General features: G+C 74.3%; 21 protein-coding genes. 15 read left to right on the top strand and 6 right to left on the bottom strand.

The window, feature by feature from the left end:
* Window positions 1–253 precede the first annotated feature (253 nt).
* Together ACF09J_RS31075 and ACF09J_RS31080 are read left to right on the top strand one after the other, a co-directional pair.
* Entirely contained in the window at window positions 254–1465 is a 1212-nt protein-coding gene (locus tag ACF09J_RS31075) for a DegT/DnrJ/EryC1/StrS family aminotransferase (RefSeq protein ID WP_392308785.1), read from the top strand.
* Window positions 1462–2595 (top strand): DegT/DnrJ/EryC1/StrS family aminotransferase, encoded by a 1134-nt coding sequence (locus ACF09J_RS31080; protein WP_392308786.1) that lies wholly within the window; start codon window positions 1462–1464, stop codon window positions 2593–2595. Before ACF09J_RS31075 ends, ACF09J_RS31080 begins: the two co-directional genes overlap by 4 nt.
* 70 nt (window positions 2596–2665) lie before the next feature.
* Here the strand turns inward: ACF09J_RS31080 and ACF09J_RS31085 are convergent, their stop codons facing one another.
* Window positions 2666–3922 (bottom strand): nucleotide sugar dehydrogenase, encoded by a 1257-nt coding sequence (locus ACF09J_RS31085; protein WP_392308787.1) that lies wholly within the window; start codon window positions 3920–3922, stop codon window positions 2666–2668.
* Window positions 3923–4252: 330 nt separating this feature from the next.
* Here ACF09J_RS31085 and ACF09J_RS31090 point away from each other — a divergent pair, with 330 nt between their 5' ends.
* The 11 genes from ACF09J_RS31090 to ACF09J_RS31140 all read left to right on the top strand — a co-directional run bounded on the left by ACF09J_RS31090 (window position 4253) and on the right by ACF09J_RS31140 (window position 16616).
* Entirely contained in the window at window positions 4253–4753 is a 501-nt protein-coding gene (locus ACF09J_RS31090; protein ID WP_392308788.1) for a hypothetical protein, read from the top strand.
* Between the two features lie 69 nt (window positions 4754–4822).
* Window positions 4823–5152: a hypothetical protein gene (locus ACF09J_RS31095; protein ID WP_392308789.1), complete on the top strand. Its 330-nt coding sequence runs from the start codon at window positions 4823–4825 to the stop codon at window positions 5150–5152.
* 86 nt (window positions 5153–5238) lie between these two features.
* On the top strand, window positions 5239–6108 hold the full coding sequence (locus ACF09J_RS31100) for a class I SAM-dependent methyltransferase (protein WP_392308790.1): 870 nt from the start codon (window positions 5239–5241) through the stop codon (window positions 6106–6108).
* Window positions 6105–7847, top strand: coding sequence for a CoA transferase (locus tag ACF09J_RS31105; protein ID WP_392308791.1), 1743 nt, complete (start codon window positions 6105–6107; stop codon window positions 7845–7847). Before ACF09J_RS31100 ends, ACF09J_RS31105 begins: the two co-directional genes overlap by 4 nt.
* Window positions 7844–9535, top strand: coding sequence for a class I adenylate-forming enzyme family protein (locus tag ACF09J_RS31110; RefSeq protein ID WP_392308792.1), 1692 nt, complete (start codon window positions 7844–7846; stop codon window positions 9533–9535). Before ACF09J_RS31105 ends, ACF09J_RS31110 begins: the two co-directional genes overlap by 4 nt.
* A complete protein-coding gene (locus ACF09J_RS31115) occupies window positions 9532–10992 on the top strand; it encodes an NAD(P)/FAD-dependent oxidoreductase (protein ID WP_392308793.1) in 1461 nt (486 codons plus the stop codon). The genes ACF09J_RS31110 and ACF09J_RS31115 overlap by 4 nt, the downstream gene beginning before the upstream one ends.
* On the top strand, window positions 10982–11980 hold the full coding sequence (locus ACF09J_RS31120; protein WP_392308794.1) for a UbiA family prenyltransferase: 999 nt from the start codon (window positions 10982–10984) through the stop codon (window positions 11978–11980). Before ACF09J_RS31115 ends, ACF09J_RS31120 begins: the two co-directional genes overlap by 11 nt.
* A gap of 108 nt (window positions 11981–12088) precedes the next feature.
* Window positions 12089–13684, top strand: a complete 1596-nt coding sequence (locus ACF09J_RS31125; protein WP_392308795.1) for a class I adenylate-forming enzyme family protein — start codon at window positions 12089–12091, stop codon at window positions 13682–13684.
* Between the two features lie 97 nt (window positions 13685–13781).
* Window positions 13782–15113 (top strand): protoporphyrinogen/coproporphyrinogen oxidase, encoded by a 1332-nt coding sequence (locus tag ACF09J_RS31130; protein WP_392308796.1) that lies wholly within the window; start codon window positions 13782–13784, stop codon window positions 15111–15113.
* An 80-nt stretch (window positions 15114–15193) separates the two neighbouring features.
* Complete coding sequence (locus ACF09J_RS31135) at window positions 15194–15871, top strand: TetR/AcrR family transcriptional regulator (protein WP_392308797.1); 678 nt, start codon at window positions 15194–15196, stop codon at window positions 15869–15871.
* Window positions 15822–16616: a maleylpyruvate isomerase family mycothiol-dependent enzyme gene (locus tag ACF09J_RS31140; protein ID WP_392308798.1), complete on the top strand. Its 795-nt coding sequence runs from the start codon at window positions 15822–15824 to the stop codon at window positions 16614–16616. Before ACF09J_RS31135 ends, ACF09J_RS31140 begins: the two co-directional genes overlap by 50 nt.
* A 95-nt stretch (window positions 16617–16711) precedes the next feature.
* Here ACF09J_RS31140 and ACF09J_RS31145 read toward each other — a convergent pair whose 3' ends face one another.
* Together ACF09J_RS31145 and ACF09J_RS31150 are read right to left on the bottom strand one after the other, a co-directional pair.
* Window positions 16712–18511 (bottom strand): glycoside hydrolase family 35 protein, encoded by a 1800-nt coding sequence (locus tag ACF09J_RS31145; RefSeq protein WP_392308799.1) that lies wholly within the window; start codon window positions 18509–18511, stop codon window positions 16712–16714.
* A 136-nt stretch (window positions 18512–18647) separates the two neighbouring features.
* Complete coding sequence (locus tag ACF09J_RS31150; RefSeq protein WP_392308800.1) at window positions 18648–19910, bottom strand: DUF418 domain-containing protein; 1263 nt, start codon at window positions 19908–19910, stop codon at window positions 18648–18650.
* A gap of 196 nt (window positions 19911–20106) precedes the next feature.
* Between ACF09J_RS31150 and ACF09J_RS31155 the strand changes: the two genes are divergently transcribed.
* Together ACF09J_RS31155 and ACF09J_RS31160 are read left to right on the top strand one after the other, a co-directional pair.
* Complete coding sequence (locus tag ACF09J_RS31155; protein ID WP_392308801.1) at window positions 20107–20775, top strand: response regulator; 669 nt, start codon at window positions 20107–20109, stop codon at window positions 20773–20775.
* Window positions 20772–21884, top strand: a complete 1113-nt coding sequence (locus tag ACF09J_RS31160; RefSeq protein WP_392308802.1) for a sensor histidine kinase — start codon at window positions 20772–20774, stop codon at window positions 21882–21884. The genes ACF09J_RS31155 and ACF09J_RS31160 overlap by 4 nt, the downstream gene beginning before the upstream one ends.
* A 78-nt stretch (window positions 21885–21962) precedes the next feature.
* On the opposite strand, the gene ACF09J_RS31165 is transcribed toward ACF09J_RS31160, so the two are convergent.
* From ACF09J_RS31165 to ACF09J_RS31175, 3 genes are all read right to left on the bottom strand, one after another.
* Window positions 21963–22589 (bottom strand): hypothetical protein, encoded by a 627-nt coding sequence (locus ACF09J_RS31165; RefSeq protein ID WP_392308803.1) that lies wholly within the window; start codon window positions 22587–22589, stop codon window positions 21963–21965.
* An 80-nt stretch (window positions 22590–22669) separates the two neighbouring features.
* On the bottom strand, window positions 22670–23944 hold the full coding sequence (locus tag ACF09J_RS31170; protein WP_392308804.1) for an ATP-binding protein: 1275 nt from the start codon (window positions 23942–23944) through the stop codon (window positions 22670–22672).
* 115 nt (window positions 23945–24059) lie between these two features.
* Window positions 24060–24809 (bottom strand): class F sortase, encoded by a 750-nt coding sequence (locus tag ACF09J_RS31175; protein ID WP_392308805.1) that lies wholly within the window; start codon window positions 24807–24809, stop codon window positions 24060–24062.
* Between the last annotated feature and the right edge of the window lie 30 nt (window positions 24810–24839).

A 24839-nucleotide genomic window follows, 5' to 3' on the forward strand; every position in this document is an offset into this window, starting at 1 on the left:
TTTTCCATGTCGGGTTCGGGTAGGTTTTCGATCACCGGAAACGGTGTCAACGCGACGCTCCCGGAACGGCGCCATCGATGGGATGAACGGTTCCCCGGACGGCCGCCCAACGGGTGAACCCGCCCGCACCCGCGCGCCGGTACCCCGCTCCGGACCGGGCCGGCGGCAGTGTGGTCGGCCGGCCCGCGCCGGAACCCCGCCGTCCGGCGCGGGGCCGCTTCCGCCCTTCCCGCCCCGAGTCCACGGGAGTTCCATGCAGCCCACCTCGCTCACCGTGAGCGTCCCGTGCGAGCCGTCCGCGGCTCCCGGCCCACCGGTGCCGTTCTTCTCGCAGGCCGCTTCGTTCGAGCGGATCTGGCCCGAGGTCGAACGGCATCTCGTGGACGTGGCCCGGAGCGGAAAGTACTCACACGGCCGCAAGGTGGCCGAGTTCGAGCGGGCGCTGGCCGGTTACACCGGTGCCCGGCATGCCGTCGCGGTCAACAGCGGCACCGACGCGCTCGTCCTGCTGCTGCGCGCGGCCGGGCTGCGCCCCGGCGACGAGGTGATCGTCCCGGCGTTCTCGTTCGTGGCCTCGGCCACCTCGGTGGTCCTGGCCGGCGGCCGGCCCGTGTTCGCCGACATCGATCCGGTCTCCTACGCCCTCGCCCCGGAGTCCGTCGCGGCCGTCGCCACCCCCCGCACGCGGTTCGTCATGCCCGTCCACCTGTTCTGCCAGATGGCCGACATGGACGCGCTGACGGCGGTCGCCGCCGAGCGCGGTCTGACGGTCGTCGAGGACAGCGCCGAGGCCATCGGGATGCGCTGGAACGGGAGGCACGCGGGGCTGCTCGGCGCCGGCGGGGTGCTGTCGTTCTTCCCGGCCAAGACCCTCGGCGCGCTGGGCGACGCCGGTGCGGTGCTCACCGACGACGACGGGATCGCCGAGACCGTCGCCGCGCTCAGGCACCACGGGAGGTTCGGGCCGACGCTCGGGGACTTCCGCCGGATCTCCACCGAGACCGCGGTCAGTGGCCAGAACAGCAAGATGGACGACGTGCAGGCCGCCGTGCTGCTGGCCAAACTGGCGGGTCTGCCGGCCGGTGTCGCGCGCCGCGCGGAACTCGCCGCGGCCTACACCGAGCGCCTCACGGACGTGCCCGGCATCCGGCGGCTGCCCACCGTCGTGGCACGCGACGCCGACACCGGCCCGGTGTACTACGTCTACGTCATCGAGGCCGACCACCGGGACGAGCTCGCCCGGTTCCTGGACCTGCGCGGCATCGGCACCGAGACGTACTACCCGGTCCCGCTGCACCGCCAGCCCTGCTTCGCCGGACTCGGCCACGCGGACGGGTCCTTCCCGCACGCCGAGGCCGCGTGCCGGCACACCCTGGCGCTGCCCCTCCACCCGGATCTGACACTCGACCAGGTCGAGACCGTCTGCGACGCGATCCGCGCCTTCACGCGGGAGGGAACGGCGTGATCGAGTTCTTCCCGCCGGACGTCTTCGCGGACGACCACGAGAGGCTGTGCGCGATCGTGCGCGAGATCGGCACCGCGCCCGAGCAGCGGTTCATCCTCGGCGAGCACACCGACCGCCTCGAACACGCACTGGCCGCGCGCCTCGGCGCCGCCGACGTCATCGCCTGCTCCAGCGGGACGTCGGCCCTCACCCTGATCCTGCACGCCATGGGCGTCGGTCCCGGCGACGAGGTGATCGTCCCCGCGTACGGCTGTGCGCCGCTGGCCTCCACCGTGGTCAACCTGGGCGCCACGCCGGTGTTCGCGGACGTCGACCCGTGGACGATGGTGGTCGACCCGTCCGACGTCGAGGCCTGCGTCACCGAGCGGACCAAGGCGCTGGTCCCGGCCCACGTCTTCTCGGTGATGGCCGACATGCCCCGGCTGCGGGAGATCGCCCGGCGGCACGGGCTGCGGCTGGTCGAGGACTCCGCGGTCGCCCAGGGCGCCGTGCTCGACGGCCGTCCGGCGGGCCGCTGGGGCGAGGCGGGACTGTACTCGTTCGTCCAGGTGAAGAGTTTCGGTACGGCCGGGGAGGGCGGCGCGGTCGTGACCGACGACCCCGCCCTGGCCCGGGACATCCGGATGCTGCGCAACCACGGCCAGGACGGCCGCCACCGCTTCGTGCACCACGTGGTCGGCCACAACAGCCGCTTCGACGAGATCCAGGCGGCGTTCCTGCTGCACCGGCTGCCCGGCTTCCCCGAGCGGCTGGAGCGGCGGGCTCGGATCGCCGACCACTACGCCGAACGGTTCGCCGGCCTCGCCGAGCACGGGGTGCTCGCCCCGCCGGCGGGCCGTAACGGACGCTGCTACTACGTCTACACACTGCTCACCGAGCGCCGGGACGCCCTGCACGACCACCTGGCCCGGCACGGCATCGCCGGCCACGTCTACTACCCGCGCCCGCTCCCCGCCCAGCGCGCCTTCACCGGCCACGCACCGGCCGGCCGCCGCTGGCCCGGCGCCGAACGCGCGAGCCGCTGCACCCTGTCGATCCCGGTGCACCCGATGCTCACCGACGCCCAGGTGGAGCACATCGCCGACACGGTGTGCACGTTCGCGACCGGAAGCCGGTCCGGGCGCCGGTGAGACGGGCCCGTCCGGGGGCGCGAGCCGACGAGGACGTACACACGGACCCGGTGCGGCGGGTGCGATGGGCTCAGAGCCGTACCGCTCGCTCGCCCTCCGCACGGCCCGTCGTGTCGAACAGCAGCCCGGCGCTGCGGCACAGCCGGCCGAGGTCGTAGGCGCGGTGGTCCTGGAGCAGCACGGTGATGTCGGCGTACGTGGCGGCGGTGTACGGGTGGTCGGCTCGCCGCAGGGCCGTTCCGTCCACCTCGAAGCGGTCGACGCAAGGGTCGTGGAAGCGGACGGTGGCGCCGAGCGCGGTGAGGCAGCGGGCGACCGCGGTCGCGGGTGACTCGCGCAGGTCGGCGACGTCCGGCTTGTAGCTCACGCCGAGCAGCAGCACCTCGGCGCCCCGGATCCCGCGCCCCGCTTCGCCGAGCAGCGCGGTCACCCGCCGTGCCACATGGGCCGGCATCTCGCGGTTGACCTGCTGCGCGGCCGCGACCGTCCGGAAGGTGAACCCCGTTGCCCCGGCCTGGTGCAGCAGGTAGACGGGGTCCACCGGGATGCAGTGGCCGCCGACCCCGGCACCGGGCCTGAACGGCTGGAACCCGAACGGCTTCGTCGCGGCGCAGCGCAGCATGTCCCAGACGTCGACGCCGAGTTGGTGGCAGTACATCGCGAACTCGTTGACCAGGGCGATGTTGACGTTGCGGTAGGTGTTCTCCAGCAGTTTGGCCATCTCGGCCTCGCGGGTGCCGCGGGCGACCACGACGGTCGTGACGAAGTGCTCGTAGAACGCGGCGCACCGCTTCGCGCACAGGGGCGTGTGCCCGCTGACCACCTTGGGGGTGTTGGCGATCCCGAACTGGCGGTTGCCCGGATCGATGCGTTCCGGCGAGTAGGCGAGGTAGAAGTCGGTCCCGGCGGTCATCCCGGTCCGCTCCAGGACCGGCCGGACCACCTCGCTGGTCGTACCCGGGTAGGAGGTCGACTCGACCACCACCAGGGTGCCGGGCCGCAGACGGGCGGCCACCGTGCCGGCCGCGCGCAGCAGGGGGCCGAGGTCGGGGGTCCGGTCGGGGCCGAGCGCGGTCGGGACACAGATCGCCACGGTCTCGGCGGCGGCGAGGACGGCGGGGTCGGTGGTCGCGGTGAACCCGGCGGCGAGCATCCCGCGCACCTCGCGGTCGGTGATGTCCCGCACGTGCGAGCGGCCGGCGTTCAGCCCGGCGACGACCTGCCGCGACACGTCCAATCCGGTGACGGTGAGCCCGGCGGCGCCGGCGGTCCTGGCGAGCGGCAGTCCGACGTATCCGAGACCCACGACGACCAGATCGCACACCATCCGCGCCTCTCCCTCCCGCCGGGGCCCCGGTGACCGGGCGGGCCCGGCGGCTCGTCCACGGCCGTCACCACCGTGCATCGTGCACCGGGCCGCCCGGGTCCCGGAGGACGACAGGCCGGGAGCCTCCGACCGGGCGATCATGGTCACTCCGCACAGTGAAACCTGTGCGCCCGCGGCACCCGCCGTCCCGGCGGGAAACCCGGGCCCACGGCGGGGATGCCGCGGTGCGGCCACGGACGGAGTCGTCACGGAGAGCGAGATGGCAATCGCACAATGTGATCTTCTGTGTGTGTCGTCGGGCAACGGGCCCGAGATGTCCAAGGAGACTTCATGCACAAATCCGCTGTCGGCAAGCGCCTCGCCGCCGCCTTCGCCACCGCTTCCCTCGCGGGCGCCCTGGGCCTGGCCGGCTCGGGATCGGCCCAGGCGGCGAGCGCGACGGCCGCGCCCGAGCCGCTGAGCTTCACCATCGACTACTCCAAGACCTCGATCCCCCAGGTCCCCACGCTCGGCGCGGGCTTCGCGGGCAACGGCCCGGTGTACGACGCCTCCGGCAACCAGATCGGCAAGGTGTACGACGCGTGCACCGTGGACGGCGTCGAGAGCGTCACCACCGTCCACGCCCTGTGCCACGCGTACGTCATCTTCAGCAACGGCGACGAGCTCGACCTGAGCACCCAGGCGAAGATCGAGCTCAACCCGCTCAAGTACCCGTACACCATCAAGGCGGTGGTGCAGGGCGGCACCGGCGCCTACAGCGGAGCGCAGGGCGAGGCGGCGGTCACCGCTCAGAAGCCCGGCGTCTACAAGGTCGACGTCCAGTTCAAGTGACGTTCTGAGCCGACCGCGGGGAGCCGCTGGAACGGTCGGTGGCTCCCCCAGTCCCGAAAGGTGAACCCCATGCGTCGTACCGTGCTCACCGCCGCGCTTGCCGCCGGAGTCGTCTTCGGCGGCGTCGGCCCGGCCTTCGCGCAGAACTCCCCCGGCAGCGTCCGTGACGTCCCGGACACCAACCAGGTCGTCGTGTTCAGCAACGAGTTCCTCCCGCTGGAGGCGTACCCGGACCCGCACGGCTGCCATCGGCTGCCCGTGCTGACGCACCTCGTGAACAACGAGACCTCGCGGATCGTCCATCTGCACGCGGACCCGTTCTGCCTGACCCCGGGCGTCCCGGTCCTGCCCGGACACGGCATGCACACCGGACAGTTCTCCGGCAGCTTCTCCTCCTGACCCGGCGGACGGCGGACAGGGCCGGCGACTCCCCCGGCCTCGTCCGCGCGCCCGGTCCCGAACTCAGCCGCACCCAGGAGCACTTGGTGAAGTCCGCTCTCCACGCACCCGCCGCCGCGGTCGCGGATCCCGGCGCAGAAGACGCCTTCGACGGTGAGGAACACGCCTCCGACGGCGAGGGATACGCCTTCGACAACGACAACGTCCACGCGACCGAGCAGCACCGCTGCCTCGCCGCCTCGCTGGACCCGATCACCACCGCGCGGCTGGCGGGCACCGGAGTCACCGACGGCTGGCACTGCCTGGAGGTCGGCGCGGGCGGCGGCAGCGTGGCCACCTGGCTGGCCGAACGCGTGGCGCCCACCGGCGAGGTGGTGGCCACGGACATCAATCCCGTGCACCTCCCCGAGCACCCGCGTCTTCGCACACTGCGGCACGACGTGACCCGCGACCCGCTGCCGAAGGAGTCCTTCGACCTGGTCCACTCCCGTCTGGTGCTGCTCCATCTGCCGCAGCGCCGCACCGCGCTCGCCACGATGGTCCGGGCCCTGCGCCCCGGAGGATGGCTCCAGCTCGACGAGTTCGACATCGACTACGGCCCGGTGCTGCTCGCGCCGAGCCGCGCAGGAGCGGAGTTGTACGAGCGCTTCCTCGCGGCCAAGGCACAGGTGTTCGCGCAGGCGGGAGCGGACGGCGGCTGGGGCCGGCACGCCGCAGGGGCCATGCTGGACGCCGGGCTCGTCGACATCGACCCGGTGCCCTTCCTCATGCCGTGGCACGCCGACTCGCCCGGCGTCCACCTCCTGATCCACCACACCCACCACCTGCGGGACCGGCTCGTCGCCGCCGGCATGACCGACGCCGAACTCGCCGGGGTGCGCGAGGTCATGCGGCATCCGCGGTTCCGGGCCAGCTCGTGCGTGATCTACTCCGTGCAGGGACGGCGGCCCCGGTGAGCGTCGACGCGTGCGTACGGACGCGGACGCGTCGGGCGCCGGAGCCGCACCGGCCGCTGACCGGGATCCGGGTGACCGCCGCGGGCGGCTCGACGGCGCTCGCGGTCGCCGCCGACCATCTGGCGCTCCTCGGCTGCGAAGCGGCCGACGAAAATGCGGGGCGCCGCCCCGGGGATGCCGGTGACGCGGGCACCCTCGTGGCCGCCGCGGGGACCGGCAGCCTCACCTGCGCGATCGACTGGGCGGGCCCGGTGGCGCTGCCCCTGGCGAGCGAGGCCGATGTGCAGTCCGCCTGCGGCATCGCCCACATCCACGGACGCCGCTACGGCGCGCCCACACCGCTCGGACTCGACTACGCCGGAACGGTGGCCGGGGTCCTCGCCGTGACCGGCGTGCTCGCCGCGCTCCACGCCGCCACGCGCGGCACCCGGATCGGCCGGGTGCGCACCTCGGTGGCGCAGGGCGCGCTCCTCGCCGCCGGCCAGTACCTGGCCATGGCGACCGCCGCCGGTACGCACCCGCCGCACGTGCCGGTACCGCCGGCGTCCCCCGCTCCGGACACCGACACCCCGCCGTTCACCAGCGCCGACGGGGTCAGGTTCGAGATCGAGACACTCGACGCCGAGGCCTGGCAGCGCTTCTGGACCGTCCTAGACGCCGAACGGACCGCGATCCGCCGGGGCTGGCCGCCGTTCCAGCACCGGTTCGCCACCGCCGTCTGCCCGCTGCCCGCCGCCCTGCACCGCGTCGCCGCTCGGCGCCCCTACGAGGTGATCCGCTCGGCGGCCGCCCGGACCGACGTCAGTGTGCTGCCCGTCCGCGGCCCCGAAGCGCCGGAGCCGGGCGCCCTGCCCCGAACCCCGTGGTCCGTCAGGGCGCTGCCCGTGGACCGGCGGACAGCGGCCGGGCACGGCGTGCCCTCGCCCGCCGCGTACTGCCCCACGGTGTCCCGGCCGCTCGCCGGGCTGGTCGTCGTCGAGTCCACCGGACGGGTGCAGGGGCCGCTCGCCGGAAGCCAGCTCGCCCGGCTCGGGGCCCGGGTCGTCCGGGTCGAACCGCCGGGCGGTGACCCCCTGCGCGGCACCGAACCGCTGGTCGGCGACTGCTCGGCCCGGTTCCTGGCGCTCAACCACGGCAAGGACGTGGTGGAGGCGAACCTGCGCACCCCGGGCGGCCGCGGCACGCTCCGCGAACTCGTCCGCGACGCCGATGTGTTCCTGCACAACTGGGCCCCCGGCAAAGCGGCCGCATGGCATCTCGACGCCCCCGATCTGGCCGAAGTCCGGCCCGGCCTCGTCTACGCCCGGGCGTCCGGCTGGGGCGAGTCCCTCGGGCCCACCCCGCCGCTCGGCACCGACTACCTGGTGCAGGCGGGCAGCGGTCTGGCCGGGCTGACCGCGCGGCACGGCGAGCCGCCGACGCCCTCGCTGATGACGCTGCTCGACGTGCTCGGCGGACTGGTCTGCGCCGAGGGTGTGCTGGCCGCGCTGGCGGCGCGCTCCACCGCCGGCCACGACGGGCGCGGCGGCGCCCCGCTGCTGCGTGTGGACACCTCCCTGCTCTCCGCCGCGACCGTACTGACCCGGCACGGATCCGGCACCGCCGCCGTCCGCGGTCCCGCGCCGTCCGTCCCGCTGACGTCCGACCTCACCGAACTCGCCGCGGACCCGCGGTTCGCCGTCGCACTGACCCGGGCCGGCTGCGTTCTGCCCGGCACACCCTGGGAGTTCGCCGCATGACACGGACCTGGACGACGGCCGGAGGCGTCGACGTGCCCGACCGGGTGCCGGCACGGCTGCGGCGCCGGTACGCCGAGCGGGGCCTCGTGCCCGGCCGTGACCTCTCCGCGCTCTTCCGTGCGCAGGTCACGGCGCACCCGGAACGGCCCGCCGTCATCGACCCCGAGGGCACGCTCAGTCGGGCGGCCCTCGACCGGCGGGCCCGGCGGATCGCCGCGGGACTGGCGGCCTGCGGTGTCGGCGCGGGTGACGTGGTCGGCGTCCAGCTGCCGAACGGATGGCGGGCGCTCGCCGCCGATCTCGCGGTGGCCGCGATCGGCGCCGTGGCGCTGCCCTGTCCGGTCGGGCGCGGCCGCCGGGACTCCCTCGCCCTGCTCGGCGGGGCGCGGGCGAGCGCCGTGATCACGACGGACCGGTGGAACGGCATCCCGTTGGCCCGGGTCCTGTCCGGACTGCGGGCCGACCTGCCGTGCCTGCGGACGATCGCCGTCCTCGGCCCGGCGCCGGACGGCTGCGTCCCCCTCGATCCATGGCTCGCGGACACGGCGGCGGGCCCAGGCGAACCGGTCGCCGTGGACCCCGAGGCGCCCGCCCGGATCCTGGTGTCCTCCGGGTCCGAGGCCGAGCCGAAGATGGTCGCGTACTCGCACAACGCGCTCGCGGGCGGCCGCGGCGCCTACGTGGACGCCCTGCGCCACGGAGCCGACCCGATGCGCTGCCTGGTCCTTGTGCCGCTGGCCTCCTCGTACGGCTCGCTCGGCCTGGTCGCCCTCGTCCGGCTGGGCGCGACCCTGGTGCTGCTCGACCGCTTCGAACCGGAGGCTGCGCTGCGCGCCGTGACCGAGCACCGGCCCAGCCACCTCTTCGCCGTCCCCACCATGCTGCGGCGCCTCGCGGAGACACCGCGGGCGCCGGGCGAGGATCTGTCGTCGCTGCGGGCCGTCGTCTCCAGTGCCGCGCCGCTGCCGCCGAAGACGCTGCGCGCCGCCCTGCGCCGGTTCGGCCGTCCCGTGGTGAACGTCTACGGTTCGACCGACGGCGTCAACTGCCACACCACCTGGAGCCGCCCGGCCGCCGACACCCGCCGGGCCGGCCGGCCCGATCCCGCCGTGGCCGAGATCAGGATCACCGGCCCGGACGGGCAGCCCCTGCCGCCCGGCGAAGCGGGTGAGATCCAGGCGCGCGGCCCGATGACCCCCCACTGCTACCTGGGCGCGCCCGAACTGGACGCCGCCCACCGCACCCCGGACGGCTGGGTGCGCACGGGCGACCGCGGGCTCCTGGACGCCGACGGCGAACTGTGGGTGCTCGAACGGCTGCGGCACACCGTCCTGCGCGGCGGCTACACCATCTCCCCGGCCGAGGTCGAACGCCACCTCGGCGCACATCCGGCGGTCGGTGACGTGGCCTGCGTACCGGTGCCCGATCCGGATCTGCAGGAGCGGCTGTGCGCCTGTGTGACGAGGCCCCGCGACGGCGAGGCCCCCACCCTGGCCGAACTCCAGCGGTTCCTGGAAGAGGAACGGGGACTGGAGCGCCGCAAACTGCCCGAACGCCTGCTGACGCTCGATCAGCTCCCGCTCGGGCCCACCGGCAAGGTGTGCCGCAGCACCCTGGCCCGTCTCGCCGCCGCACGGACCACCGGCTCCGCACCACTGGTCACGACCCCTCCGGAGGTCCACCGATGAGCGGACGCGACCGGACCCGTGCCGTCGTGATCGGCGCCGGAGTGGCCGGGCTGCTGGCCGCGTTCGCGCTCGCGGGAAACGTCGACGAGGTCACCGTGATCGAGCGGGACCGGCTCCCGGACGGGCCCGAGCCGAGAGCCGGAGCGCCCCAGGGCCATCACGCGCACGTCCTGCTGCCGTGCGGCGCCGCCGCGATCGACGAACTGGTTCCCGGCGCCCTGGCCGCCCTCGTCGAGGCGGGCGCCCCCAGCGTCGGACTCCCCCGCGACATCGTGGTGCGAAGCCCGTACGGCTGGCTGGCACGCCACGGGCCCTGGGAGACGATCCTCACCTGCACCCGGGGCCTGATCGAATGGACGCTGCGCAGGCGGCTCCTCACGGACACCGGCGCGGCCGTACGGGCGGGCACGGAGGTGATCGGCCTGCTCGGCGGCCCCGGCCGGGTCACCGGCGTCCTCGCCCGGCGACGCGGGGACGGCAGGGTCGACCGGGTCGGGGCGGATCTCGTCGTGGACGCCTCCGGCCACGGCTCGGCCGCGCCGCGCTGGCTCGCCGGCTTCGGCGCCGTCGTACGGGAGACGGTCGCCGACAGCGGTGTCGCCTACGCGACCCGCCCCTGCCGCCTGCCCGCGCCGCTCGCCGGGGAACTCCCCGCCGTGTACCTCAGGCTGGACATGCGGAAGGTGAGCCGCGGCGGCCTGCTGGTGCCGGTGGAGGACGGCCGCTGGCTCGCCACGCTGTTCGGCACCCGGGGCGCCGTGCCGGACCCCGGCGCCGACGGCCATGCCGCGTTCGCGCGGGAGCTGCCCGACCCGCTCATCGCCCAGATGCTGGCCCGCGCTGAACCCGCCGGGCCCGTCCGCGCGTTCCGCCGGACCGCCAGTCACCGCCGCCACTACGAGCGGATGCGGCGGCGGCCGGAGGGCTTCGTCGTGCTCGGCGACGCGGCCTGCACCTTCAACCCGGCCTACGGGCAGGGCGTCTCGGTCGCCGCGCTGGGCGCGCTCGCCCTGCGCGAGGCGTACGCGGGCGGCCCGCGCCCCGGCACCGCGCGCCGCGCCCAGCGCGCGGTGGCACGCTCGGCCGACACCGCCTGGCGGATCGCGTTCGGTCTGGACCAGCGCCATCCGCTGGCCCACGGCGCACGCCCCGGGCCGCCCCGCCGTCTGCTGAACCGCTACCTGGACCGGCTCGACGCGGTGTCCGCCCAGGACCCGCGCGTCCAGCGGGCGATGGTGGGCGTCTACGCGCTGACCGTTCCCGCGGCGCGGCTGCTCGGACCCGCGACACTGCTCGCCGCCGCGCGCGGCCCCCTCGCCCCACCGGCCGCCCGGCCACCGCTCACCCCGAAGGAGCGGACCACGCTCGCCGGGGCCGGTTCCGTCCGGGCGGCACCGCTGCTCCGCGCCCCGCGGGCGCCCGACGCCACGACCACAGGGAGCGTCCATGACCAGTGACCTCAACACCGGAACGACCACGGAGTCACCACCCCAGGAGGCCGTCGTCCGGCCCGGCCGGGGACCGGGCGCGCGGCTGTCCGCCTACCTGCGGCTGGCCAAGCTGGGCATGGTCGACTACTACCTCAGCCTGGCCGTCGTCCTCTCGCTGCTCCCGACGGTCCGGCGGGGACCCGACGGGGCGTCGCTGCTGACGTCGGCCGCGTTCCTGCTGGGCGAGGTGTGCCTGGTGGCGGCGGCCGTCGCGTTCGACGACGTCACCGGCCACCGGGACGGGAGCGACGCCGCCAACTACGGCCCGGACGCGCCGGCCCGGGCACTGGCCCGCAAGCCGCTGCTGGTCGGGACGCTCACCGAGACGGCCGCGGTCCGCTTCGCCGGGTGCGCGTTCGCCGCCGGGGTGCTGTGCTGGGCGGCGGCGCTGTTCTGGGCCCCGTACCGCCCGTTGTGGGCGGTGCTCGCCGTCGTGGCCGCCGCCGTCGTGGTCCCGCAGTACTCCTGGGGCCTGCGGCTCAGCCACCGGGGATTGCAGGAAGTGTTCCTCGCCGCGGTCGGCTGGGCCTTCGTGCTGCCGCTGTTCGGCCTGCTCACCGGGGAGGCCACCGGGCTCGCGGCCGTGGAGGCGTTCCTGTTCGGGCTGGGGCCGCTCCTGTTCGGCGTGTACTCCAACACCCACGACGCCGAAGGGGACCGCGCGGTGGGCCGGCCGACCGTCGCCTGTCTGCTGTCCCCCCGCGGCAACCGCCTGTTCATCGGGGCGCTCTCGGTCGTCGAGACCACCGTGATCGTCACCACTCCGCTGCTGGGCCTCGCCCCGTGGTGGTTCCCGCTCGCCTTCGTCCCGCTGAAGGCGGCCCGCGCCCGTCAGTTCACGGTCGGCATGGTGCGCGGCGACGTTCTGCGCGGACGGCTGCTCGGTATCCGGGCCCACCGGATCCTGGTCGTCACGGTGGTGGTGGTCAACCTCCTGGTCGCCGGCACCGCCTGAGCCGGAAGTGCGGCGCGGGAACCGGAGCCGACGTCCCCGCGCCCCGCCCCGCCGCACCTCACCTTCCTTCAACTCCCGTGCGTGTGACGGACTCCTCGGAGGTACCCGATGAAACTCCCCGCCCCCGGAAGGTTCTTCGACGTTCTGGCCGACCGCGGCACCGGCACGACGGTCCACCTCAGCCGGCCGCTGGACATCGCGGACGACGGCAGGACGACGTACGACATCCCGGACCTGGCCCGGTTGGTGAGCCAGGCCGCGGGCTGGCTGGAGGGGCTGGGGGTGGCGCCGGGCGACCGGGTCGCCGTGATCAAACCCAACCACTGGGACTACGTCCTGCTCGCCTGCGCCGCCGCCCGCGTCGGCGCGGTGCCCGCGCTGATCTCCGACCGTCTCCCGGCGGAGACACTCCAGGTGCTGCTCAAGCGCCTCGACGCCACCGCCCTCGTCACCACCGCGGGCACGCTGGCGGCGGCGCGCGACACGGGGACCGACCTCACCGCGTTCACCCGCCGCACTCTCACCCTCGACGCACCGGCACCCGGCGCGATCCCGCTCGCGGACGTGCGCGGCCACCGGACACCGTCGCCCCGCCCCCGTCCGGACGACCTGACCCTGGCCATCATGCACACCTCGGGAACCACCGGGATCCCCAAGCTGGTCCGGCACTCCGCCCGGACGCTGATCCACCGGATCGCCGCCGCCGAGGCACGCCGCCTGCCCCTGGTGTCCACCCGGCGCGACGACATCGTCGCCCAGGCGGCGTCCTACGCGCACGGGCGGGGCCTCGCCTGGACGATCAGCGTCTTCTGGCTCGCCCCGCGCGCGGCGGTGATCCTGGACGGCTACGGCCCCCGGCTCGCCGAACCCGTCCTGCGCGCCCATCCGCCCACCGTGCTGGAGGCCGCGCCGTCGGCGTTCGTGCGCTGGCAGCCCCTGGCGACCGAGCCGGACACCCCTTTCCACGACGTCCGCCTCTACATCAACACCTTCGACGCCGTCCACCCGCCCACGGTACGGGCGTTCCTGACCGCGACCCGGCGCCGGCTGCCGCTGTGGGTGCAGGTCTGGGGGCAGTCCGAGACGGGGCCGCTCACCTTCCGCTGTCTGACGCGCAGGTCCGTTCGCGCGACCGGTGAGCGCCACCCCACCACCCGTGACCTGGGGCGGAGCGTGCCCGGCCGGACCGGGCTGCGTGTGGTGGACCCGGCGACCCTCCAGCCGCTGGGGCGGGGCAGGGCAGGCCTGGTGCAGGCCCGCACCCGCTCGCTGTGCGCCGGGTACGTCAGCGAACCGGAGCGGATGCGCGCCAAGTTGTCCGGGCCCTGGTTCACCACCGGCGACCTCGGGCTCATCACCCGCTCCGGCCGGCTGCTGCTGCTCGACCGCGAGGTGGACACGATCCCCGACGGAAGCTGCGTCGAGATCGAGGACGTGCTCCACGACCGGCTGCCCCAGGTCGTCGAGGCGGTGGTCCTCGGGCGCGCGAGCGGACAGCCGCAGCCGGTCCTGGCGACCCGGGACGGCACGCTGGACCTCGGCGCGTGGAAGGAGGCCGTGACCGACCTCCCGCCGCTCGGCGAGCCGACGGTGCTGCCGCTCGACCAGCTCCCGCTCACCGCGACGGGCAAGGTCAGGCGGCAGGAACTGCGCGACCGGCTGCTCGACGGCGCGCCGCCGTACGGGACCGGGCGGTGGACCTGAGCCGCACCCGGGCCGCGTACGCGCATTGCGCCCGTTCCGCAGGACGGCTCCTTCATGACGCCTCCCGTACGACACCTCGACGAGCAAGGGACCTCCGATGACCGAGACCGACGTCGACATCGCCGTCGTGGGAGCCGGGATCTCCGGTCTGGCCTGCGCGTTCCATCTGACCCGAGCCGGCCGCTCCGTTCGGGTGTTCGAGGCTGACGGCAGGGTGGGCGGGCGGATGGCCAGCCGCCGCCACGACGGCTACGTCCTCGACGAGGGAGCCGAACACATCGCGGTCCGTGGCTACGACAGCACCTGGCGGCTGCTGCGGGCGACCGGGCTGGACCAGGCCGCCGTCGTCCCCGTGGGAGGACGGATCGCGGTGTGGCGCGACGGCCGCGCCCACGCCAACCTCGGCCATCCGGCGGGGCTGGTGACCGGTGCCGGGATGTCGTGGCGCGGACGGCTGGCCTGGCTGCGCTTCACCGGCGCGCTCATGAGACGGCGGGGCGCCTTCGACCAGGACCACCCCGAGGCGACGCCCTTGGGCGACGCGACCGTGACCGCGTACGCGCGCCGCTACCACAGCGACCTGCACGACCGCCTGCTGCAGCCGATGGCCAGCGGCTTCTTCGGCTGGCGGCCGGAGCGTTCGGCGATCGGGCCGATGGCCGCGCTGCTGCTGGCCGTCGGCGGCGCCGGCGCGCGCTGGGTGGCGTACCGGGACGGCATGGGCACCCTCGCCACGACGCTGGCCGCGCGGCTCGACGTCGTCACCGGCCGGGCGGCCCTCGCCGTCAAGCCGGAAGGGCACGCCGTGCGCCTGGACCTGACCGGCGGTGAGAGCGTGACCGCCCGGCGTGTCGTGCTCGCGGTGCCCGCCCCGGTGGCGCTCCGCCTCCACGCCGGCCTGCCGGACGACGAACGCCCCTACCTCACGGCGAGCACCTACAGCCCGATGCTGAAGGTGCTGTGCCTCCTCGACCGTCCGCTGCCGAGCCCCACCCGGCAGCCGTCCTACGCCCTTGAGGTTCCGGCCCTGGACGACCGGGTGTTCGCCGGCGCGATCCTCGACCACGTCAAGGCCCCCGACCGGGTGCCGGCCGGACGTGGTCTGATCAGCCTCTTCGCCTCCCCGTACGCCTCCCCGGGCCTGCTGGAGCGGCCCGACGACGAGATCGTGTCCGCGGTCGCCGGGCGCGCCGAGCGGTACCTGCCGGGCCTGGCCGGGGCGACGCGTGAGGCGCGGGTGGTGCGCTGGCCGGTGGGCCTGCCGGAGGCGACGCCGGCCGCGCTGCGGCTGCGCCGGGCGTTCCTGGACCGCCCGGCGCGCCGCGTGGAGTACGCCGGGGACTGGGTGATGCTCCGCCCCAACAGCGAGGCCGCCGTCCGCTCGGCGGAGATCGCCGCACACCGGCTCCTGTCCGCCGACGCCCGCTGAGGTGTCTTCCCCCACCGCGTGTCCGTCACGGAACTGACGGGGTATTGACTTCCCTACGCGCATTAGGCTTTCTTAAGGGTATGAGGGAGGACCGGAGACTGCGTCGGCGCAACGAGACCGTGCGGGAGATCCTCGACACCGCGCTCGAGGTGATGGCGGAGGAAGGCGTCGCCGCGCTGAGCATGTCCGAGGTGGCCCGGCGGATGGGGATGCGGCCGCCCTCGCTCTACCAGTACTTCCCGTCCAGGACGGCCGTCTACGACGCCCTGTTCGAGCGGGGGATGCGGGAGACGGTCGGTGTCCTGGAGCCGTACCGGGACATGCTGTCCCGGGATCCGCGCGGCGCCCTGCTGGCGGGCCAGCAGGCCACCGTCGCCTGGGCGATGGCCCATCCGGTGCTGGCACAACTGCTGTACTGGCGGCCCGTACCCGGATTCGAACCGACCCCACAGGCCTTCGAACCCGCGGTGCGGCAGATGGAGCTCCTGCGGGACGCCCTGAGGGCCGCGGTGCGCGCCGGGCAGTTGTCGCCCGCCGCCGCCGAGGAGGAGGGGGTGGCCCTCTGCACGGCGCTGGTGGCAGGCGTGATCAGCCAGCAGCTCGCCAACGAGCCGTCCGCGCGGGTCGAGGAGGGCCGCTTCACCCGGCTCACCCGGACGGCGATGGACATGTTCTTCCACTTCTACGCCCCCGAGGAGGGCGAGAGCGATGACCCAGACCTACGGGGAGGCCGCACGCCTGCCGCAGACCGACCGTGACCAGTCGGCCGCGGTCGCCGAGGCGGAAGGCCGGGCCGCCATGGCCGTACTGGAAAAGCTCGGCGACGACGACTGGCACCGTCCCACCGACTGCGTCGAGTGGGACGTGCGCACCCTGGTCTCCCACCTCGTCGCCCAGTGCGAGGACAACATCTCCCTGGCCACGATGGCGCGCAGGGAGATCACGGGCAGGCGGCGCCACCCGGACATGGGCCCGGTCGACGCCCACATGGCGGCGCAGGTCGCCGACCACGCCACCGCGTCCGGACCGCAGTTGGCCGCGCGGTTCGCGCTGCTCTGGCCCCGCGCCGTACGGGCGCGTCGGCGCCGCCCGGGCCTGATGCGGCGCGCCAGGATCGACAGCGGTGTGCCCGGAGCACCCCGGATGCCGGTCGGCCACCTGCTCGACACCATCTACAACCGCGACCTGTGGATGCACCGCATCGACCTGGCACGGGCCACGGGACAGTCCTTCGTGGTGGGAGAGCACGACCGGCTCATCGTCGAGCAGGTGATCCGCGATCTGGCCCTGGCCTGGTCGGAGGCGCCCGTCGCACTGGAACTCACCGGGCCCGCCGGGGGCGCGTGGCTGCTCGGCCCGGGCGAACCGGCCTCGGTCGTGCGGGCGGACGCCGTCGCCTGTCTGCGCGCCCTGGCCGGACGCGATCCGGACGTGCCGCTGGAGCTGGTCCGGGGAGCCGGTGCGGCGCTCGATGCCGTCCGCCGGGCCCGGGTCGTCTTCTGATCCACCGTCGTGCGCCCGGAAGCGGGCCCGAACAGAACCGTGGGACGGCGTCGTGCCGGTGACGTCGGGACCGTGCCTGCGCGACCGGGGCGCCGCTACGAGGTGACGGTCTCGATGTACTCCTCGCTCTCCCCCAGTTCCGGCGCGTCGCGCAGTTCGATCCGCTCCCCCAGGCGTTCCAGCTCCAGCAGGGTGACGGTGTTCTCGCCCGGCACCAGGAGCGGCGCCGGGAGGTAGAGCGTCACCTGGGGGCCGATCTCCCAGTACCGGCCGAGCAGGAAGCCGTTGATCCAGACGAACCCCTTGGCGAAGCCGGGGAACGCGAGGAAGGTGTCGGCCCGCTCGTCCACCGTGAACCGTGCCGTCGCGAATCCGGCCGGCCCCCGCGGATCGGTGGCGGCCGCCGCGCGGGCGAGTTCCTCCGCCGACCACTCGTCCAGCGGCAGCGGGTGCGTCGTCCAGCCGTGGACCATCCGGCGGCCCACCCGGACATGGCCGTGGATGCCCTTGCCCTGTCCGAGGAGCGGGCCGTAGTTGATCCGTCCCTGGTTCTCGACGAGGAGTTCCAGCCGCACCCGCCGGCCCGTGCCGTGGAGGGTGAGCGAGCCGGTCTCCCGGTCCAGGATCCCGGCCGGGACGCCGTCGACGAAGACCTGGGCGCGGTCGTGCAGTCCGCTGACGGTCAGCTCGAGGGCGCCTTCGGGAAGTCTCGGGTGCGCGCGGTGGAGCACCAGGCCGGAGGACTGCCCCAGTTCCTCGAAGGTCGGCGGGTGGGGTGAGTCCACCGGCCGGGACACGGCTTCCAGGCCGCCCAGCAGTCCGGCGGCCCGGACGACCGGGACGACGCGGGGTGCCAACAGCGCGGGGTCGGCGGGCGGTGGCTGCCGCGGGCGGCCGGTCAGGGCGCCGAGCCGGTCGCGCAGGGCGTGGAACTTCGGGGTGAGGCCGCCGTGTTCGGCGATCGGCGCGTCCGAGTCGTAGCTGGTCACGGTCGGCTGGATGGTCTCCCCGTCGTGGTTGGAGCCTGCCCAGAGCCCGAAGTTGGTGCCGCCGTGCGCCATGTAGAGACTGACCGAGCCGCCGGCGTCGAGGATGTCGTCCAGCGTGCCCGCCGCGCTCCGCGGCGACCGGACGTGGTGGCGCTCCCCCCAGTGGTCGAACCAGCCGTTCCAGAACTCCGCGCAGACGAACGGCTCGCCACGGCGGCGCCCCCGCAGCAGGGCGGCGGCCTCGGCCGCCTGGGAGCCGAACGTCGCGGTCGCGAGCTCGTCGGGCAGGGTGCCGCCGTCGAGCATCAGCTCGGTCGGGCCGTCGGCCGTGAAGAGCAGCTCGGTGATGCCGCGTTCCACCAGGGCGTCGCGGAGCCGGCGCAGGTACCCGTGGTCGTCGCCGTAGCTGCCGTACTCGTTCTCGACCTGCACCGCGACGACGGGTCCTCCCCGCGCCGCCTGAAGGGCGGCGAGACGCGGGATCAACTGGTCGAACCAGTCCGCCACGGCGTCCAGGTAGGGGCCGTGCGAGCACCGCGGGCGCATTCCCGGGGTGCCCGTCAGCCAGGCGGGCAGGCCGCCGTTGTCCCATTCGGCGCAGATGTACGGGCCGGGGCGCACGATCGCGTCCAGGCCGGCCTCCTGCGCGAGCCGCAGGAACCGCTCGACGTCGCGCCAGCCGTCGAAGCGCGCTCGGCCCCGGTGCCGCTCGTGGAAGTTCCACGGCACATACGTGTCGACCGTGTTCAGGCCCAGGGCGGCGAGTCGTGCCAGCCGGTCCGGCCACTGGTCGGGGTGGACCCGGAAGTAGTGCAGCGACCCGGCGAGCACGCGGTGCGGGCGGCCGTGCCGCAGGAGTTCACCGTGCGGGTGGGTCAGGGCGGGCGCCGGGCGTTCCTCCCTCATGAAGCGATGGTGCGCGTCGTTGGCTTCTTCACGGCCGCTCCTTCGAGTGGAGTGGGTCGGGACCCGGCTCCACAGGATGTTAGCGAGGCCGCGAGGACGACGGGGCGCGAACGCCGTCGCCCGCCGGCGCCTCGCGCTACGGGACGTGCCGCGCCGGGCTGGTCGCCAGGTGGAGCAGTGACTCCAGGGGGCCGCGCCGGAACAGCCGGGTCCACAGCGTGGCCAGCAGCACGGCGGCGGCGATGAAGGCGAGGAGCACCGGAAGCGCGGACATGCCGTCGTCGTCGATCGCGGCCAGGTGGCAGACGTCGGAGAGGAACCACAGGGCGACGATGTGCAGGACGTACACGGTCAGCGCGGTCATGCCGACCGCGGCGACGGGGCCGGCCGCGCGGGTGAGCCGTGGCAGCCGGTCGGCGACGGCCAGGCACACGGCCATCACCACCAGGGCCACACCCGTGTTGCCGAGGATGGAGAACGTCGTCTCGCTGTGCGGTGCGGCCACCAGCAACCAGGCGGGCGGGACGTGGTCCCCGGTGTCGCCGACCCGGTCGGACCACCACGCCGAGTTCGCCGAGCTGCCGTCCGTGGCGGCCGAGACGGCCGTCAGGGCGCGCGGGACCACGCGCAGCGCCAGCCAGGAGCCGCCGTAGCCGAGCAGGGCGAGGCCGCCGCCGGCGGCGGCCAGCCGGGACCGGACGCCGGGCCGCGTGAGGTCGAGCCGGGCCACCGCCATGCCCGCGACCACGAACGGGATCCAGGCGAGGACCGGATACCCGCCGGTGAACAGCAGTCCGATGACGCCGTCCGTGCCGGTGATCCGGGCCAGCGGGTCCCGGGCGACGACCGCGTCGGCCCACTGCCCCTCCTCGATCGACCTGCGCACCACGAAGAGGACCTGGGGCAGGACCACCGCGCCGGCCGCGGCGATGAGCGCGAGGGCCCCGGCCCGCAGCCGGTACAGCGGCAGGACGGCCAGGAAGAGCAGTCCGTAGAAACTGAGGATCACGTCGACGCCGGTGCCGAGCGCGGTCAGGGCGTAACCGAGCGCCACGAGCACGACGGCGCGGATCATCACCCTGACCATCGCCTGGCGGCCGGCCCGCCCGGTCCGGGGGCGCGGCCGGCCGGTCAGGATGATCAGCGAGAAGCCGGCCAGCACCGCGAAGAGCGCGGAGGAGCGGCCCCGTGCCGTCTCCAGCAGGAACCCCAGTGGTCCGCCCACGGTCACGTCGGGTCCGACGTGTGCCGAGTACATGCCGAAGACCGCGAGTCCGCGGGCCAGGTCGATGCCGATGAGCCGTCCCGTCGACGGCGGTCCGGCGCGGTTGGCGGCGGGCTCGGCGCCCGGCTCGGACGGCGCCTGCGACGGCACGGCCGACGATGCGTTCTGCGTCATGCCCCCCAGACTGCGTCAAACACCCGGCAAATCCCATATGCCGTCTTTCCGGGCGGACCCCGCCGGCCGGCCGGAGCGGCCCGGCCGACCGGCCGGCGCCGTCCCGCCGACCGGCGGGAGCCGCGCACGGTCGGCGAGCGGACGAACACCCTGCGTGATACATGTCGGGCGAAGGGCTGCGACGAGCGGAGCGCATGTGATCCGGGTGGTGGTGGTCGACGACGAGGCCCTGGTCCGCGGGGGCTTCACGCACATCCTCAACGCGGCGGACGACATCGAGGTCGTGGCGGCCGTGCCCGGCGGGGAGGCGGTACGGGCGGTGCGCGAGTCGCACCCCGACGTCGTCCTGCTGGACATCCGGATGCCGGACGTGGACGGGCTCACCGTCCTGGCCGGCCTCCGGCGCCTGCCGGAGCCTCCGGCGGTCGCCATGCTCACCACCTTCGACACCGACGAGTACGTGGCGACCGCGCTGCGCTCGGGCGCCGCCGGCTTCCTGCTCAAGGACACCGACCCCGAGCAACTGCCGACCCTGGTGCGCGCCCTGGCCGAGGGCGGCACGGTGCTGTCCTCCACGGTCACCCGGACGGTGGTGGACGGCTACCTCAACAACGGTGTGCGCGAGCCGTCCGCCGTCCGGCTCACGGCCCGCCTGACCGAGCGGGAGCGCGCCGTCCTCGTCCTCCTGGCCGAAGGGCTCGCCAACACCGACATCGGCGCCCGGCTGCATCTGAGCACCGGCACCGTGAAGGGCCATGTCAGCGCCGTACTCGCCAAGCTACGGGTCGGCAGCCGCGTCGAGGCGGCGCTGATCGCCGAACGCGCGGGCCTGCTCACGCCGTCGCGGGACGGCCGTACCGGATGAGTCCCCGACGGCCGCAGCCCGCTCTGCTGGACGCCGCCCTGGTCCTGGCCTCGCTGGCCGACGCCGCGGTCCACGTCCGCGTCGAGCCGCGGGCGGCCACGGCCTGCGCCGTGCTCGCCGCCCTGGCCCTGGCGCTGCGCCGCCGCCTGCCCCTCACGACGTTCGCGCTCACGCTCCCGACCGCCCTGCTCAGCGAGGCGGTGATCGCACCGATGGCCGCGCTGTACACGCTCTCCTCGCTCAGCCGGCACCGCCCGCTCCTGGCCGGCTGCGCCCTGGTCTACGCGACCACGGACTTCCTGCCCTGGCCGTGGTCGTCCCTGAAGGCCGCCGAACTCACCCGGACCGGCAGCCTGTTCCACCTCAGCTACACGCTGGCCACCGCGGCCGCGCCCGTCTTCCTCGGCCAGCTGGTGCAGGCCCGGCGCGATCTGTCCCTGCGGCTCGCCGAGATCTCCGAGGCCCGCGAGTACGAACGGCTGCTCACCGCGCAGAGCGTCCTGGCGAAGGAACGCGCGCAGCTCGCCCGGGAGATGCACGACGTGGTGTCCCACCAGGTCAGCCTGATCGCCGTCCAGGCCGGGGCGCTCCAGGTGGCCGGGCCCGACAACGAGACGCGGAGGGCGGCGGCGACCATCCGGCGGCTCAGTGTGGAGACCCTGGACGAGCTGCGGCACATGGTCAGCGTGCTGCGTGCCTCCGGCAGCCGCCCCACGGAGCTCACCCCCCAGCCGTCGCTCGCCGACCTGCTGCGGCTGGTGGAAGGCAGCGGCATCGACGCGGAGCTGAAGACGGACCTGCCCGAGGACCTCCCCGCCCCGGTCCAGCGCGCCGTCTACCGCACCGTCCAGGAGGCGCTGACCAACATCCGCAAACACGCGCCCGGCGCCAGGGCGACCGTCCGCGTCCAGCACAGCGGCGGCACGCTGCGCGCCACGGTCACCAACACCGCCCCCACCCGGCCCGCCCTTCCGCTGCCCAGCGCCCGCCACGGCCTGGCCGGCCTGCGCCAGCGCGCCGAACTCCTCGGCGGCACGGTCGTCTCCGGACCCACGGCCGACGGGGGCTACGAGCTCATCCTGCAACTGCCGGCCGGCGAACCGTCATGACCACCCGCGGCACACGGACCGCGGATGGCCGCGCGCGCCGTGTTCCGCATCGCGCGGTGCCCCCGGATCCGGCCGCCGTCAGGACCTCCAGCGCACATAGGACTTGAACACCGGGCCGGGCAGCAGGGCGGCGAGCCGGTCCTGTTTGCGGCGCGACAGGCCGGCGAACGCGCAGCCGATCGCCGGGGCGGCCAGCAGCGCGATGAGGACGGCGACCAGTGCCGCGTCGAGCGCGCTCTCCCTCTGGTAGCCGCCGAGGATCAGGGCGCGGACCCGGATCCGCGACCCTGCCTTGCCCTCCGCCCAGTGCAGGGCCGCGGCCGTGTCGATGAGGCTTCCGTCCTCGGCGACGAACAACCCGGAGCAGGTCGTGCCCTTGCCTCCCTTCCCGCTTCCCATCGGATGGCACTCGCGTGCCGTGAACACGCCCGGGGTGCCCGCCCAGCCCACCGCGGAGGCGGCCACCGTACCCAGCAGCACGATGCCGGCCAGGAACACGGCGGACCCGCACCACCACAGGAGCCGCCGCAGCGGGGCAGCCGCGGGCGCGTCGGCGCGATCGGCCAGTCTCCGCAGGCTCTGCTGCCGTTGCTCGCCGGTGTGCCGCCAGACGCCGGGAGCGCGGGAGGCGCTCGCCTCACCGGCCGCGGCCCTGCGGCGCCGCGCGCGCCGGCGCGGCGCCGCCCTGTTGTGCGACCTCGCCACACCTGCCTCCCGCCCGGCCGCGCCGTCAGTGCCGGCGCGCCGGCTCCGTCGTCCACGTCGGCCCGGCATCGTCGCCCGTCTCAGAGGCGACTGAACTTTTCGATGTCCTCGGTGAACTCCTCGATCGCCTGCGCGGTGAGCGTGGGCCGGGTGTCGGCGATGGCGTCGAGGTAGTCCTCGGTGGTGGCCGGACGGCCCTGCCGCCGCGTGACCTCCCGCTCGAACGCGGCCTGCGCGCCCTTGCGGGCGGCGAATGCGATGTCGGCCGGAGTGAACAGCTCGCTGGCGGCGACCAGTTGGGCCACGTCCACCGAGTCGGCGGCCCGGAGGTAGCGGTCCCAGATCGCCGAGCGTGCCGTCGCGTCGGGGGGTCCGATCGGGATGACGTAGTCGAACCGGCCCGGCCGCAGGAACGCCGGGTCGAGGGAGCGCACCGAGTTCGTCGCGCAGACCAGAAGCCGGGAGTCGTGTTCGCGAAAGCCGGGGATGAGCTTCAGCAGTTCGTTGGTGACGCCGTGTCCGGGGTCGACCGCCATGCCGGACCGCACGCCGGCGATCTCCTCGACCTCGTCGATGAAGAGCAGCACCGAGTCCAGTTCCGCGAGGTCCGCGAACACCTCCCGCAGCGCCGCCGCCAGACCCTCGCTCGTGTCGGCGGCGAGCCGGGACGGGAAGATCTCCACGAACGGCCAGGCGAGCCGTGAGGCCACCGCCTTGGCGAAGCTGGTCTTCCCGGTGCCGGGCGGACCGAAGAGGATGACGCCCTTCGGCGGGGCGACGCCGTAGCGGTCGGCGAGCGCCGGCTCCGCCAGCGGGAGCACGACCCGTCGTTCCACGACCTGTTTCTCCCGTTCCATGCCGGCCATGGCGTCCCAGAGCCCCTCGGGAAGCATGCGGCCGCCCAGCTCCATGAGGGCGCCGGCGTCGGAGGGTCCCTGCGGTTCGAGTTTCTCGTAGTAGACGAGGTCGTCCCGGGACCGGTAGCCGCAGTGTTCCAGGGCCGTGGTCCCGGCGGCGCCGGGGGGCAGCAGGGCGCTGATCCGACGTACGCCCAGCGCTCGCAGGCGCCGTTCCAGTTCGGTGAGGAGGGCACTGCCGATGCCGCGCCGGCGCCACCGGGCGGCGAGCGCCACCAGCAGGATCCAGCCGCGTTGACCGCCCGCCCGGGCCGCGGCCATGCCCACCAGTTCGTCACCCACGACGGCGACCACGGCGTTCTGTCCGGCCCTGGCCTCGGCCATCACCTCCGAGACCGGGAAGACAGGGTCCTCGCTGGCCTGCCGGCTCTCCTCCCAGATCAGGATCGCCTGGTCAAGATCGTCTTCGTGATAGTCGCGCAGGTGCCATGCGGGCATCGCAACCACCTCACCGCTCACGGCAGTCCATTGTCTCCGCCGGCACGCCGGGCGGCGAGCCGGGCGGGCCGGGGTGGGTGCGCGCCGCGCACTGGTACGCACCCTTCCCGGTTCCTCAGCCGGTGGAGCTCGTGTCGAGGTGGGCGAAGACGACCACGTTCTCCTCGTAGTCCTTGCTGATGCGGTTGAAGTTCCCGCCGCATGTGATCAGCCGCAGTTGGGGAGTCGTCGTGTCCGAGTAGACCTTGTCGTCGGGGAAGTCGGCCTTGCTGAAGGAGTCGAGGTAGTCGACCTTGAAGCGGGCGACGGTGCCGTCCGCGCGGGTGATGTTCACGGAGGCTCCGGGCTCGAGCGAGTCCAGCTCGGCGAAGACCGCGGGACCTGTCATGGTGTCCAGGTGGCCCACGACGATCGACGCTCCGCGCTCGCCGGGCGACGGTCCGCCCTGGAACCATCCGACCATGTTGGTGTCGTCGGCCGGCGGTGGGTTGAGCTGTCCCGAGGCGTTGACGGTCAGATTGGTGAAGGGCGCGTCCACCCCGATGTCCGGGATCGAGAGCCGCGTCGGTTGTGAGCGGGACAGTGACTTGTCGTCGGCTTCGGCGCCGGCGTTGGAGCCCGCACTGGACGGGGAGCTGCTGGCGGCGTCGGCGCTCGGTTCGGCCGACGCGGGGGCCCGGGAGGCGATGGCCGCCGGGCGGTGGGTGTGCTGGGGATGCGCAACGGGCGCGGCGACCAGGGAGTTGTGGATGAGCGCGATGCCCAGCCCGACCGCTGCCGCGGGCCACAGCAGGCGGAGCCGGTAACGACGCGTGGCGGGCTTGCTCCCGCGCTGCTCCGTCTGGGGCGGCTGCTGAGAAGCCATGGACGGTGCCTTTCGTCAATCAAGGGGTGG

It is taken from the genome of Streptomyces sp. NPDC014889, from assembly GCF_043081205.1.
Classification (GTDB): domain Bacteria; phylum Actinomycetota; class Actinomycetes; order Streptomycetales; family Streptomycetaceae; genus Streptomyces.

Coding starts and splice junctions, on each gene's coding strand:
- ACF09J_RS31075 (WP_392308785.1), top strand. CDS start 254: ATGCAGCCCACCTCGCTCACCGTGAGCGTCCCGTGCGAGCCGTCCGCG.
- ACF09J_RS31085 (WP_392308787.1), bottom strand. CDS start 3,922: ATGGTGTGCGATCTGGTCGTCGTGGGTCTCGGATACGTCGGACTGCCG.
- ACF09J_RS31090 (WP_392308788.1), top strand. CDS start 4,253: ATGCACAAATCCGCTGTCGGCAAGCGCCTCGCCGCCGCCTTCGCCACC.
- ACF09J_RS31095 (WP_392308789.1), top strand. CDS start 4,823: ATGCGTCGTACCGTGCTCACCGCCGCGCTTGCCGCCGGAGTCGTCTTC.
- ACF09J_RS31110 (WP_392308792.1), top strand. CDS start 7,844: ATGACACGGACCTGGACGACGGCCGGAGGCGTCGACGTGCCCGACCGG.
- ACF09J_RS31115 (WP_392308793.1), top strand. CDS start 9,532: ATGAGCGGACGCGACCGGACCCGTGCCGTCGTGATCGGCGCCGGAGTG.
- ACF09J_RS31120 (WP_392308794.1), top strand. CDS start 10,982: ATGACCAGTGACCTCAACACCGGAACGACCACGGAGTCACCACCCCAG.
- ACF09J_RS31125 (WP_392308795.1), top strand. CDS start 12,089: ATGAAACTCCCCGCCCCCGGAAGGTTCTTCGACGTTCTGGCCGACCGC.
- ACF09J_RS31130 (WP_392308796.1), top strand. CDS start 13,782: ATGACCGAGACCGACGTCGACATCGCCGTCGTGGGAGCCGGGATCTCC.
- ACF09J_RS31135 (WP_392308797.1), top strand. CDS start 15,194: ATGAGGGAGGACCGGAGACTGCGTCGGCGCAACGAGACCGTGCGGGAG.
- ACF09J_RS31140 (WP_392308798.1), top strand. CDS start 15,822: ATGACCCAGACCTACGGGGAGGCCGCACGCCTGCCGCAGACCGACCGT.
- ACF09J_RS31145 (WP_392308799.1), bottom strand. CDS start 18,511: ATGAGGGAGGAACGCCCGGCGCCCGCCCTGACCCACCCGCACGGTGAA.
- ACF09J_RS31150 (WP_392308800.1), bottom strand. CDS start 19,910: ATGACGCAGAACGCATCGTCGGCCGTGCCGTCGCAGGCGCCGTCCGAG.
- ACF09J_RS31160 (WP_392308802.1), top strand. CDS start 20,772: ATGAGTCCCCGACGGCCGCAGCCCGCTCTGCTGGACGCCGCCCTGGTC.
- ACF09J_RS31170 (WP_392308804.1), bottom strand. CDS start 23,944: ATGCCCGCATGGCACCTGCGCGACTATCACGAAGACGATCTTGACCAG.
- ACF09J_RS31175 (WP_392308805.1), bottom strand. CDS start 24,809: ATGGCTTCTCAGCAGCCGCCCCAGACGGAGCAGCGCGGGAGCAAGCCC.